Raw genomic sequence first — 13,935 nt, forward strand, 5'->3', positions numbered from 1 at the left:
GGATTTTTATAGAAAATGTATAATAATTAAAGGATTAAAAAGGATTTTTATAGAAAATGTATAATAATTAATAAATACAAATTATATATAAGCTTAAGGGAGGGAAAAATGAAAGAATTATTAAAAAAATGGAACAGTATAAGCTTAGTAAAGAGAATTTTAGTTGGATTAATTATTGGTATTATATTAGCTACAACAGTTCCAACATACGCTAGTCCAATAACTATACTTGGATCACTTTTTGTAAGCGCATTAAAAGGTGTTGCACCTATTTTAGTATTTTTCTTAGTAATGACAGCTATATCACAACATGAAAGTGGTAAAAAGACTAATATGAGTTCAATTATAGGGCTTTATCTTTTAGGAACATTTTTAGCAGCGCTAATTGCAGTTATAGCAAGTTTTATGTTCCCGATTAAACTAACTCTTGGAGTTACTGCTAATGATGTGGCACCTCCAGGCGGTGTTGCAGAGGTATTAAAAAATTTACTTGTAAATATAGTTGATAATCCAGTTAAGGCATTATTTAATGCTAACTATATAGGAATATTAGCATGGGCATTAATTTTAGGTCTTGCACTTAAAAATTCTGCAGAGTCTACAAAAACAATGATTAGCAATGTATCAGACGCTTTATCTCAAGTAGTTAGATGGATTATAAGTTTTGCACCATTTGGAATAATGGGCCTTGTATTTGATAGTATAGCTACACAAGGTTTAGAAACATTACTAGGATATGGGCAGTTAATAATATTATTAGTAGGTTCCATGGCATTTATAGCTCTTATAGTAAACCCAATTATAGTATTTGGAGCGACTCACCAAAATCCATATCCATTGGTATTTAAATGTTTAAAAGATAGTGGAATAACTGCCTTTTTTACACGTAGTTCTGCAGCAAATATACCAGTAAATATGGAACTATGTGAAGAATTAGGATTAGATAAAGATACTTATTCAGTTTCTATACCATTAGGTGCCACAATAAATATGGCAGGAGCTGCTATAACAATATCAATACTAACACTTGCAGCAGTAAATACACTAGGAATAAAAGTAGATGTAGGTATGGCTTTAGTTTTAAGTTTATTATCAACAATAAGTGCTTGTGGATCCTCAGGAGTAGCTGGAGGTTCATTATTACTAGTACCTCTTGCTTGTAGTTTATTTGGGATACCAAATGACATTGCAATGCAAGTTGTTGGAGTTGGATTTATAGTAGGAGTTATACAAGATTCTTGCGAAACAGCTCTTAACTCTTCTACAGATGTTCTTTTTACAGCTGCAGCAGAATATGCTAAGCTTCGTAAGAGTAGAAGTAAAAAAGAAGTAAATGTATAATATATAATAAAAATATAATATATAATAAAAATAAGTTTAAGAGAATAAAAAACTCTTGAACTTATTTTTTATTAAAGAATACTGTATATATCAATACATGGTAATACAAAATAGACTTTTATATTACCTTATTTTGTTGATAAGTTATTATGTATATTTATTTGATTTTGATATATAATTTTTATAAAAATAATTAACATAGAAGATTTAAAGGAGTTATATATGAATAAAATAGGATTAATATTAGAAGGAGGCGGTATGAGGGGGATTTATACTGCTGGAGTATTAGATTTTTTTATAGAAAAAGATATTGAAGTTGATTGTGTAATTGGTGTATCTGCAGGAAGTTGTCATGGTGCATCATATTTATCAAAGCAATTAAAAAGATCATATAATGTAACTGTAGATTATCTTAAGCATAAAGATTATCTAAGTTTTAGAAACTTAATAAAAACAGGCTCTATGTTTGGAATGGAATTTATATTTAATAAGATACCTAATGAATTAAATGTTTATGATTATGATACTTTCAATAAATCAAAAACTAAATTCATAGCAGTAACAACTAATTGTGAAACGGGAAAAGCAGAATATTTTCAACTTAAAGATTTAAATAAAGATATTCCTTATATGCAAGCATCCTCATCTATACCAATGTTTTCTAATATAGTAGAGGTGAATGGATATAAGCTTTTAGATGGTGGTGTTGCAGACTCTATACCTATAGAATATGCAATAAAAAATGGATATAAGAAAAATATAGTAATACTTACTCGAGATGAAACCTATGAAAAAGGGCAGCAAAAATTTATTCCTATTATAAAAAGAAAATATAGGGAATATCCCAAACTTATAGAAGCTATAGAAAATAGACATATAAACTATAATAGAAGTCTAAAAAGATTAAAAGAGCTAGAAAAAAATAATGAAGTTCTTATAATAAGACCTAAAAATCCTGTAAAAATTAGTCAGGTTGAGAAAAATATATCAAAACTTACTTCTTTATATGAAGATGGATATAATGATGCAAAAGCTCTATATAGCAATATAATAGATTTTATTAACGAATAATAAGGTGTAACAATTTTATATAAAAATACATAAGATTATATGAGAGAATATGTCAACTTAAAAGGAGAAGCTTTATGACTTTAAAGGATAATCTTGATATTTGTTCAATAAATCTAATTCCGTATAAAGAATTATCATTAGAAGAAATATATAAGGTTTTAGATAAGAGTATATTGTGTAAATTGGGTTTATGTATAGAAAATACCCCATATATAGTTCCTATGTACTTTCACTATACCACAGAAAGTGATGGAATTTATTTTTATATGGCTAGTGAGAAGAGAGGGAAAAAAATAAAGAGCATTTATAATAATAAAAATATTTCTATAGAAATAGACAATCCGGTTGATTACACTTGTAATGCAAATTTTGAAAGTATTATTATTTCTGGGGAAATAGTATCAATAAAAAGTGTTAAACCTAAAAATATATATATACAAAAAATATTTAGTGATAATCAGATATTAGAAAAAGAGTATTTAGAAAATCGCAACCTAGATGATTTACTGTTAATAAAAATAAAAGTTAATGATATTTCAGGAAGAGTAACTCTATATTAAATAAAAAAATTCATGTTTATATAAACATGAATTTTTTTATTTTATTATATATTTTTAAAAATATGAATTTTTAAATAAAATTATTAAATGATGAATTTATAATGAATTTATTATGAAATAAATAAAAATATGTCTATATAATAAGAAAACTAATAATAAAAAAGTGCGATAATTATCACATAGAGAATAAAGTGATATACTAAATACAAAATGGTGTGTAATAAATAAGGAGAAAAGTGTTGCAATTTGTCTAATGCCGTTATACAATAAATACAAATCAAAATTATTTGGAGGAGAACATGAAAATAAAAAAAATTTTATCACTAGGATTAATACTATCATTAGCATCTTCAGTTTTAGTAGGATGTAGTTCAAGTAATGAAAGCTCAGGAGATGATAATAAGACTAAAATAACTATGATAGCAGATTTAGGTGGAATAAACGATCAAAGTTTTAACCAAAGTGCTTGGGAAGGTTTACAAAGAGCTGAAAAAGAATTAGGGGTAGAAATTAGTGTTTTAGAATCTAAACAAGTATCAGATTATGATGCTAATGTAGAAACTGCAGTAGATCAAGATTCTGATTTAATAATAGGTATAGGATTCCAAATGGACAAAGCTATAGAAAATGCAGCAAAGAGTTATCCAGAACAAAAATTCGCAATAATAGATTATGCATATGAAAATCAACCAGCTAATGTTAATTCAATAATGTTTAAAGCGGAAGAAGCATCTTATTTAGTTGGACTAATTGCAGCTAAAATGAGTGAAACTGGAAAAGTTGGATTTATAGGTGGAACTAAAGTACCTGTGATAGAAAGTTTTGAATATGGATTTTTAGCAGGTGCAGAATCTGTAGGAAATAATATAAAAGTATCTAGACAGTATGCAGACACATATGCAGATGCAGCTAAAGGAAAAGCAATAGCTAATCAAATGCATAAGGATGATGTTGATATAATATTTACAGCAGCAGGAAGCACGGGAACTGGAGCAATAGAAGCTGCTAGAGAAAATAATAAAAAAGCTATAGGTGTTGATATGGATCAAAACTTTGTAGCACCAGAGAATGTTATAACATCAGCTATAAAAAGAGTTGACAATGTAGTATTCGACATGGTAAAAAATTTATTAGATGGCAAATTTAATGGTGGCGAAGTAACTGTATGCGGCTTAAAAGAGGATGCAGTAGGAATTGCGCCATCAACTAAAAACTTTGTAAGTGAAGAAATTTTAAAATTCGTTGAAGAACAAGCTGAAAAAATAAAAAATGGTGAAATAGTTGTTCCAGTGAATGAAGAACAATATAATAAAGCAAAATAAGTAGTAAACTAAAGACAGTTGGAGGAAAGATATATGGGATTAACAGCACACAATAATGCTAATAAGGGAGATATAGCAGAAACTATATTATTACCAGGTGATCCATTAAGAGCTAAGTTTATAGCAGAAAACTTTTTAGAAGATGCAGTTCAATACAATACAGTAAGAGGAATGTATGGATATACTGGTTACTACAAAGGAAAGAGAATATCTGTACAAGGTACTGGTATGGGTGGACCATCTATGGGAATATACTCATATGAATTAATACACTTTTATGGAGTTAAAAATCTTATAAGAATAGGTTCTGCAGGAGCTTTAAATAAGGACTTAAAAATACAAGATTTAGTAATAGGTATGGCAGCGAGTACTGATTCTAACTATGGCGCTCAATATAACTTACCAGGAACTTATGCTCCATCTGCTAGTTTTGAGCTTGTAAAAAAAGCTTATGATATAGCAAAAGAAAAAGGCATAGATGCTAAAGTTGGAAATATATTATCAAGCGATGTTTTCTATAATGACAACGGAATGGATTCATTAAAAACATGGAGCAAGATGAATATATTAGCAGTAGAAATGGAAGCAGCAGCCCTTTATATGAATGCTGCAAGAGCTGGTGTTAACGCACTTTGTATGTTAACTATATCAGATTTACCATTTGAAGGTGTTGCTACAACTGCAATGGAAAGACAAACTGCTTTTACTAAAATGATGGAAGTAGCATTAGAATTAGCTTAATTAAGGTTATTATATAAAAATAAAAAGTAAAACCTATAAAATAAACTTATAAAAGTTTGTTTTATAGGTTTTTTTAAGTAGATAAATATTCTAATATTAAGGTAAGTAAATATTTGGTAAAATAATTATATTAATTTATAAATAAGAGTAAGGAGAATAAAATGAAGAAATACGCAAAGTTACAGAAAAATATAGATGGGAAAGAAAAATATTCAATAACACCTATGATTCCTGGAGGATATATAACTCCGGATCAGCTTATAAAAATAGGAGAAGTTGCAAAAAAGTATAAAGCATCAGTAAGACTGACTTCAGCTCAGAAAATAACTATTGGAAATTTAATGAAAGAAGATATAGATAATATATGGAAAGATTTAAATATGGAACCTGCTATTAAAGATATATGTTCAGTTATAAATATAGATATATGTTCAGCTAATTTTTGTAGAAGATCGAAATACCCTATAATAGGGTTAGGAATGAAGATAACTAAAAAGTATCACGGAATGGAGCTACCTGCAAAAGTAAAAATAGCAGTTGCTGGCTGTAAAAATTCATGCACAAACGCATATTCAAAAGATATAGGTGTACTACCTGATATAGATGGAAAATTATTTATAGTTATCGGAGGAAAAAGTGGTTTAAAACAAAGAAAATATGATTTACTTGCAGATAATTTAAATGAGAGAGATGTCATGTTAATAATTGGAAAACTTCTTAATTACTATAAAATAAACGCATTGGAAGGAGAAAGACTTAGTAGTTTTATAGATAGATTAAGTATAGAGAAAATAAAAGAAGATATACTAATCAAGCTAAAGTAAATAACATAAAATACTATATATGCAATAGAGTAATGGAGTTTATTTCTGTAACTAAACACTTTAAATTTCATAGAATTTACTTTATGTTAATATCATATTTTAATTATAAATTAGGAGGGAATAATGAAAAAATTATGGAAATACATCTTTAAATATAAACTTTTATTTTTCACAAGAGTTATAACCATATCAATGGCAGCTTTATCTGTTATAGCTTTTGATTTTATTATGGGATTTATAGTAGATATATTTGCAAATGGAGAAAGTCAAAGATTTATTCCTATTATTATAACAAGTATTGCGCTTATAATAATTTTATTTATAACAGAGTACATAGACGGTTTAGTTATGTCATCTTATATAAAAAATACAGTTAATTATATGAGAACTGATATATTTAACAAAATATTAAATAAGGATATGAAAGACTTTGCTTTAGATAATAGTGGTAAGTACATATCAATTCTTTATAATGATATTAAAATAATAGAAGATAGCTTATTTAATAATATATTCCAAGTTATTTCTTCTTTTATATCATTTATAATATCATTAGTTTTTTTATTTTCTATTAGTCCAGCCATAGTAATTTTTATAGCTATATTTGGGACTTTAGGATTTATTATACCAAATGTTCTATCAAAAAAATTAGTAATTGAGAAGAATAATTATTCAAGTAACCTTGAAGATATTACTTCAGTTACAAAAGATCTATTTTCTGGATTTGAAGTAATAAAAGGGTTTAATATAGGATTTAAGATCAAGGAAATTTTTAAACAATCATCTACTACTGTTGAAAGTAGTAAGAGAAGATGTTCTATACTTGAAGCGGTAATAAGAGGATTTTCACTTTCATTTAGTGTAACCATATACTTAGGTGTTTTAATCTTAGGTGGATACTTAATGTACAAAGGAAGTGTATCTGTTGGAACAGCAATAATAATAATTCAATTAAGTACACACATAGTTGGACCTGTTAAGGTAAGCATATCTCTAATAAATCAAATAAAATCAGTATCTCTTATTGCTGATAAAATTGATAGTATGATTAACAATTCAAATGACAATATTGAATGTTTAGAATTACCGTTATTTGAGGAAAATATAAAAGTTAGTAATTTGAATTTCTCTTACACGGATGATAGAAAGACGTTATCTAATATAAATATAAACTTTGATAAAAATAAAAAGTATGCAATTGTAGGAGAGAGCGGAAGTGGTAAAAGTACATTAATTAAGCTATTAATGAGATATTATAAAAACTATGATGGAGATATATTAATAGATAATAAAAATCTTCAAAATATACTAAGCCATGATTTGTATAAAAATATGTCTATGATTCAACAAAATGTATTTATGTTTGATGATAGTATAAAAGAGAATATAAAACTATTTTCAAACTATAGTGATAAAGAAGTTTTAAATATTTGTAAAAGAGCGGGCCTATCTAATTTAATAGAATCACTTCCTAATGGAATTGATTCTTTAGTTGGAGAAAATGGAAATAAGTTATCTGGAGGAGAAAAGCAAAGAATAGCTATTGCTAGATCATTAATAAATAATACAAAAATTCTAATTTTAGATGAATCGACTTCTGCTTTAGATAATGAAACTGCATATCACTTAGAAAATTCATTATTATCTATTGAAGATTTGACATTAATAGTCGTAACACACAAGCTTATAAGAAATACATTACTTAAATATGATGAAATAATTGTTATGAAAGATGGTATGATTATAGAAAAAGGAACTTTTGATGAGTTAATTGAATATAAGGGATATTTTTATAGTTTATATTACTTGCAAAATTAAGAAATATATTAATAAATATAATTTACATATAAGTGTATCTATAACATAAAGGAGAGGCGTTATGTTAATAAATATTTCAAATGAGTTTAAAGAAAATAATATAGATGTAGCTATAGGAAGCATACGAGCTAAGGTGAAAATAAAAAAGAGTGATGATGAACTATGGAAAATTATAAACGAAAAATGCATAGAAATTCAAAATAAATACAAGCTAGAAGATGTTTTAAAAATAGAAAATATACATAGTTCGAGAGTTGCTTATAAAAAATTAGGCAAAGATCCAAGTAGGTATAAAGTGTCTTCAGAATCTTTAGTAAGAAGAATAGTAAAAGGTAATGAATTATATAAAGTAAATAATGTCGTAGACATAAATAACTTAATATCATTAATAAGTGGTTATTCTATAGGATGTTATGATAATGATAAGATAGATAATACAATATTATTTAACGTTGGAGAAGAAGGAAGCTCATATAAGGGTATAGGTAGAGGAGATATAAATTTAAGTAATATGCCTTTATTTGAAGACAAAGATGGTAAATTTGGTAGCACAACATCTGATTCGGATAGAGCCATGATTAGAGATAACACTGAAAATATAGCTATGAATATAATCTCTTTTGATGGAGATAAGCAATTAAATACTTATATTGATTATGCCTGTGAATTACTAAAGAAATTTGCAGATGCAGATATAATAGATATAAATATTTTTAAAAATTAATATTTAATATATAAAAAGTGTAGAATAGTTAAACTAATCTACACTTTTTATACTTATTATTTAAAGGCTCTATTATCCTATAAACATTTGTGTCCAATATAATTGTCCCTTTGAATTCTTTGCAACTCCAACTCCTATTTGAGTAAAGTTTTCATTTAATATATTAGCTCTATGCCCAGGAGAATTCATCCAAGCATTAACAACTTCTGTTGGAGTTTTTTGACCCATAGCTATATTTTCGCCAGCAGTCTTATAGCTTATTCCGAATTGCTTCATCATATCAAATGGTGAACCATAAGTTGGTGAAGTATGATCAAAGTAGTTTTTATCAATCATATCTTGAGATTTTATTGTAGCAACATTAGCTAATGATGCATTTGATTTAAGTGCACTTAAACCATATTTAGCTCTTTCTTTATTTACTAAATTAACAACTTCTTGTTGGTAAGCTGCAAAGCTATTAGTTGAATCTTGGTTAGTAGAACCGTTGTTAGAATCAGTATTGTTATCAGGTTTACTAGTAGAATCATTGTTAGAACCAGTATTATTGTCTGGCTTACTAGTAGAACCGTTATTAGAATCAGTATTATTATCAGGCTTACTAGTAGAATCATTGTTAGAACCAGTATTGTTGTCTGGCTTACTAGTAGAACCGTTATTAGAATCAGTATCGCTATCAGGTTTGCTAGTAGATCCGTTAGAACCAGTATTGTTGTCAGGTTTACTAGTAGAATCGTTATTATTGTTGTTAGAGCAATTTGTATTTATTTGATACTTTTTACCATTTATACATACATATATAACTCTTTTAGTAGTACTAGTTTTAGTATTTGATAAAGCGTTAGCTGGTGCAGCTGTACCTGCAGTAACTACAGTAACTACTCCTAATGCTAATAAAGTTTTTAATTTTTTAATCATAAAAACACCTCTTCCTTCGTTATTTATAAAACTCTGAAAATGTTACTAAATTGTAACCTATTAGTTAGGGAGGACCCCTTTCGTAAATTAATGATAACATAGAAAATTGTCGAAAATACATGTAAATAAATGTAAATAGGCGAAAAAATAGATATATGCTAGTAATTTCAACAGGTATAAAATTTTAAAAAATATATATAAATTGAATAAAAATAAATTTTAATGATTTATATATGAAAAAGTTATTATAAAAATCATTAGAAAACAGATTTATTAAAAATAAATCTATATAAAAAAATAACAAAGTGATAAATTATAGACTTTAAAAGTAACAAATTTAATTTCAAAAGTTACAATTTCAGTAAAATGAAATTAATAATATAAAAAATGAAAAAAATACTTCAAATAATTATAAAATTTTAATAAAGGTCAGGATAAAAATGATTTGTTTAAGAAATGTAATTTATAAATGAAGATATAATAGTTCTACGATTCTAATTATAATAAGGAAGGTATGCGCTATGAGTTTATAATATAAATGTCTTTAAAATTTAGTTAGAACGCTATAAAATGGGTATTATATATAATGCAGATTAAAATATTTTTATCTAAACATTGAAAAAAATATTGATGTATTATACTATAAAAAGGTAAACTTTGGTTTAGGATAATAGAACATTGAAAGGAGATATAATAAATATGTCACAACAATTAGTAAAAGAGAGAGTAATAAAATATTTAATGGAAGATTTACTAGTTCCTCACGATATGATAGATACAGATGTACCTTTATCTGAATTTGAAGAAGGAGCAGAAGGTATATTAGATATAATAGTAAATGTAAAAGATAGCGAAGACTATTATGCTCCAGTTTTAATAGTAAAATGCTTAGATGAAGATGTTGCTATGGAAGGTGAAACAGTTCAAAAGCAAATAGACTTCTTAGAAGATGTTGATAATATAACTATGGCTGGAAGAATGATATTAACTAACGGAAATGAAATGATGTATGCTGATTGGACTGGTGAAGAATATGATACAGAAGCAGAGCTTCCTACATATGAAACAATGGTAAAAGAATTCTTTGAAATGGAAGAAAAAATAAAAGAATTAGAAGCTGATCATCATCACGAATGTGGATGTGGATGTGGACATGATCATGGACACGATCATCATGAAGGTGGATGTTGTGGAGGACACAACCATGGTGAAAATCACGAATGCGGATGCAATCATCATCACGAATAATTAAATAAGAAAACTTGACTATAATTTTCAATGATGTTATTATTAAATGGTTAAAATTCACTAATAAAACCGTAAGTGTTGGGGCAAAGATGCGAAGGATTTATTACTAGTGGGATTTATAACGTCGTTCGAAAATAAAAGACCGCATTATATGCGGTCTTTTATTTTGTCTAAAATACAAAATTTTTATAAAAAAGAAGGGAATTTAGGCCTATTAGTAGAATTTACTAAGTAATTATTATAATGACAGATTATGTATGCATAAGTAATTTGCTAGTGTATATGTATAGGATATAAATTAAAAATATTATAAAGATTTAAGTAACGTGGAATATGATTTTAAAAAATAAAAAGGTTTTTTAAGATATATGTAGAATTATTGATAAATAAACTAATTGACTTTTTAGAATAAATAGAAATAGGATAGTGTGTACAAGGTATTTTTTATAAATTATAATCATATTCTATAAATAAGACTACAGACACTTTAATATTGAATTTAATAAACTATATGTATAGAAGGGGTTAGATTATGGGGGCTAAAAGAGAAAATACTTATGAAAATTATATTTACGGAGATTCATCAAATTCATCCAATGCAATGAAAATGTATTTAAAAGAAATAGAAGAGTACAAAATGTTGTCTGCAGTAGAAGAAGTTGAATTAGCTAAAGCAATATGTGATTCATCACCTGATGCTAAAGAGCAGTTTATAAATGCAAACTACAGATTAGTTGTAAGTATAGCAAAAAGATATAGAAAAGAAAGTGTTGATATGCTTGATTTAATTCAAGCAGGAAATATTGGTTTAATAAAAGCTGTAGAAAAATATGATTATACCAAAGGATATAAGTTTAGTACTTATGCTACTTGGTGGATAAAACAAAGTATAACAAGATATATTGATGATTGTGAAAATACAATAAGGATACCAGTGCATCTTCATCAAAGAATTAATTTTGTAAAAAGAAAAAAACAAGAACTTGCAAATGTACTTCAAAGGGAACCTTCATTAGAAGAGCTTGCAAAAGTTTGTGATCTTGAAGTTGAAAAAGTTATAGATATATTAAAAAGAGATAAAAATATAGTTTCTTTAGATACTCCTATAAAAGAAGATGAAGACAGTAGCTTAGTTGAATTTATTCCATCTGATGCAAATTTTGCTGATGTTGTTATACATGAAGTTGAACAACACAATTTAAGAGAAAAAATAGAAGAATTATTAACTGGTCTTAGTGAGCAAGAACAGAAAGTATTGAGAATGAGATTTGGGCTTGATGATGATGATCCAAAAACTCTTGAAGAAATCGGTAAAGTGTTTGGGGTTACGAGAGAGAGAATAAGACAAATAGAAGCTAAGGCAATACGTAAGCTTAGACATCCAAGTAGATTAAAACAATTAAAGCATTTTTATTAAAACTTGCTATAATAAGTAAAATTAAAAAAAGATTATAATGGATTAATATATAATTAAAAAGAAAGATAAAGTTCCTTACATACAATAAAATGATTGTTATGCAAGGAATTTTATTATTTTGCTTATTTACATATATTAGAGTATCTACACATATAATTTATTAAATATTTGATATGTGTAGAGGACTGATGTAAATGAATTCAGTTAATAGAAATAAAGAATTTTTTAGATTTAGCTCAGTACTTAATAATTTATTAGAAATAATTGATTGTATGAAAGAGGAACTACAGATTTATAGAAATAATTTAGAAGAAGATATTAACTTTACTGATATAAATAAGTCATTAAGATTTTTAAATGAAGTTGAATTTGAAATAATGGATTCTTTAGAAAATCTAAAGGAATTGATGAATCCTTTTTTATTATTTGTAATAGGAAATGGAAACTATGGAAAGTCCACGTTAATAAACGCATTGCTTGAAGATTCTTTTATTAAAACGAAAGATTTACCTAATACTTGGAAATTAGATTTATTTTGTAAATCTAAAGAGCTGAAAGAAATAGTTGAGTTTTCTTATATAAATAAAGAGAAAGAAGTTATGTCATTAGAAAATGGAGAAAAATTATTATTAGAAGAGGAAAAAAAATTTAAAGAATCTAAGAAGAAAATCTTTAAATATTTAAAGGAATATAAGATAAATAATAATTTAGAAGTTAAAGCATTAGAAAAATATAAAAAAAACTTAGAAAAGAAATATCTTTATATTTCAGAAATTGTAGAAGCGAAATATTATCTTAATAAAAACGGAATTTTAGATGATTTTATTATTGTAGATACACCTGGTCTTAATCAGAATTTAGATAAAAGTTTGATTGCATCAATAAAAGATTATTATATAAAATCAGATGGAATAATTTGGATTATAGATGCTCAAAATATTGTTTCAAAAAATAGTTGTGACTTAATAAATGATATTAATAAGTTAAATAGACTCACTGATTTAAAAAAGAAGATGGTACTAGTAGTAAATAAAATAGATATAATAGAAAAAAATAATCCATATAATTTAGACAAAATAAAATTAAAGGTTAAAGAAATTTATAGCAATGTATTTGATGATATAGTATTTATATCAGCTAAGGATGCTATAAATGGTATTAGTGAAAACAAAGAAGAGTTAGTATGTAGAAGTAATATAAGAATACTCAAAAAATCTATAAATACATACTTCAAGAGAACGGCTGAAATAAATCAAATAAATTCAAAAAGAAAAAATTTGAGTTTAAAATCTGAAAAAATATTAAAAAATATTGATAGATATAAGCGAGAGTTGTATAAAGATATATCAATATATAATACATTAAAGTTAGAAGATAGTGAGAAGATAAATAAAACTAAGTTCTATATAATAGACTTAATAAAATCAATTAAAAATAAGTCTTGTTACAAAGATATTAATATGGAGATTTTAGTGCAAAACCTAAAAGAAATAGAACTAATTTGCAATAAAGAAATTAAGATTATTTATCAAGAATTATTTAGAAAGTCTAATTTTATAAAAGGTGATAAATTTAATAAATACATAGATTATAATATATATATAACTAAAAATAAAAATATTGTTATAGATTATAATCTTTTAAAATCTATAAAATCAAAAGAAAAAAATAACCTTTCAGAAGAAACTATACTCAATTCTATAATTAGAAATAAATCAAAAAAATTCACCCAAAATGATGAAATTATATTAAATACTATTTATAAAAAAATAGATACTTTAATAGAAGAATCCGTACATGAAGTAAATGAAAAATTTGAACTAATGAAAATTAATATAGAGAATATAAGAGAAAATACTTTTGAATATAAGTACTTAAATTATAAGAACATAAAAAATCATATAAAAGATTTAGACATGATTTATAATATGATAAGGAATTTGAGGTGATA

12 protein-coding genes are annotated in these 13,935 nt (G+C 25.9%); 11 read left to right on the forward strand and 1 reads right to left on the reverse strand.

The genetic code is table 11. From position 1 onward, the window contains the following. The first annotated feature begins 108 nt into the window (after positions 1–108). From sstT to HF520_RS04520, 8 genes are all read left to right on the forward strand, one after another. Positions 109–1,341: a serine/threonine transporter SstT gene (sstT, locus tag HF520_RS04485; RefSeq protein WP_168572888.1), complete on the forward strand. Its 1,233-nt coding sequence runs from the start codon at positions 109–111 to the stop codon at positions 1,339–1,341. A 222-nt stretch (positions 1,342–1,563) separates the two neighbouring features. Beyond that, positions 1,564–2,412, forward strand: coding sequence for a patatin-like phospholipase family protein (locus HF520_RS04490; protein WP_168572889.1), 849 nt, complete (start codon positions 1,564–1,566; stop codon positions 2,410–2,412). A 74-nt stretch (positions 2,413–2,486) separates the two neighbouring features. After that, positions 2,487–2,972 (forward strand): pyridoxamine 5'-phosphate oxidase family protein, encoded by a 486-nt coding sequence (locus HF520_RS04495; RefSeq protein ID WP_168572890.1) that lies wholly within the window; start codon positions 2,487–2,489, stop codon positions 2,970–2,972. A gap of 299 nt (positions 2,973–3,271) precedes the next feature. Continuing rightward, complete coding sequence (locus HF520_RS04500; RefSeq protein ID WP_168572891.1) at positions 3,272–4,294, forward strand: BMP family lipoprotein; 1,023 nt, start codon at positions 3,272–3,274, stop codon at positions 4,292–4,294. 33 nt (positions 4,295–4,327) lie between these two features. Then, positions 4,328–5,035, forward strand: coding sequence for a purine-nucleoside phosphorylase (gene deoD / locus HF520_RS04505; RefSeq protein WP_168572892.1), 708 nt, complete (start codon positions 4,328–4,330; stop codon positions 5,033–5,035). Between the two features lie 161 nt (positions 5,036–5,196). Continuing rightward, positions 5,197–5,859, forward strand: a complete 663-nt coding sequence (locus HF520_RS04510) for an NAD(P)/FAD-dependent oxidoreductase (RefSeq protein WP_168572893.1) — start codon at positions 5,197–5,199, stop codon at positions 5,857–5,859. 123 nt (positions 5,860–5,982) lie between these two features. After that, complete coding sequence (locus HF520_RS04515; protein WP_168572894.1) at positions 5,983–7,677, forward strand: ABC transporter ATP-binding protein; 1,695 nt, start codon at positions 5,983–5,985, stop codon at positions 7,675–7,677. A 61-nt stretch (positions 7,678–7,738) separates the two neighbouring features. Beyond that, positions 7,739–8,401: a B3/B4 domain-containing protein gene (locus HF520_RS04520; RefSeq protein WP_168572895.1), complete on the forward strand. Its 663-nt coding sequence runs from the start codon at positions 7,739–7,741 to the stop codon at positions 8,399–8,401. 72 nt (positions 8,402–8,473) lie between these two features. On the opposite strand, the gene HF520_RS04525 is transcribed toward HF520_RS04520, so the two are convergent. Further along, a complete protein-coding gene (locus tag HF520_RS04525; protein WP_168572896.1) occupies positions 8,474–9,319 on the reverse strand; it encodes a CAP domain-containing protein in 846 nt (281 codons plus the stop codon). A 699-nt stretch (positions 9,320–10,018) separates the two neighbouring features. On the opposite strand from HF520_RS04525, the gene HF520_RS04530 reads away from it, so the two are divergent. The 3 genes from HF520_RS04530 (at position 10,019) to HF520_RS04540 (ending at position 13,933) form a co-directional block, all read left to right on the forward strand. Further along, a complete protein-coding gene (locus HF520_RS04530; RefSeq protein WP_168572897.1) occupies positions 10,019–10,567 on the forward strand; it encodes a type I restriction enzyme HsdR N-terminal domain-containing protein in 549 nt (182 codons plus the stop codon). 532 nt (positions 10,568–11,099) lie between these two features. Beyond that, complete coding sequence (locus tag HF520_RS04535; RefSeq protein WP_168572898.1) at positions 11,100–11,984, forward strand: sigma-70 family RNA polymerase sigma factor; 885 nt, start codon at positions 11,100–11,102, stop codon at positions 11,982–11,984. Positions 11,985–12,178: 194 nt separating this feature from the next. Further along, positions 12,179–13,933 carry a dynamin family protein gene (locus tag HF520_RS04540; RefSeq protein ID WP_168572899.1) on the forward strand — a complete coding sequence of 585 codons (1,755 nt, stop codon included), beginning with the start codon at positions 12,179–12,181 and terminating at the stop codon, positions 13,931–13,933. Positions 13,934–13,935 lie beyond the last annotated feature (2 nt).

Source organism: Romboutsia sp. CE17 (assembly GCF_012317385.1).
In the GTDB taxonomy this organism is placed as follows: domain Bacteria; phylum Bacillota; class Clostridia; order Peptostreptococcales; family Peptostreptococcaceae; genus Romboutsia_E.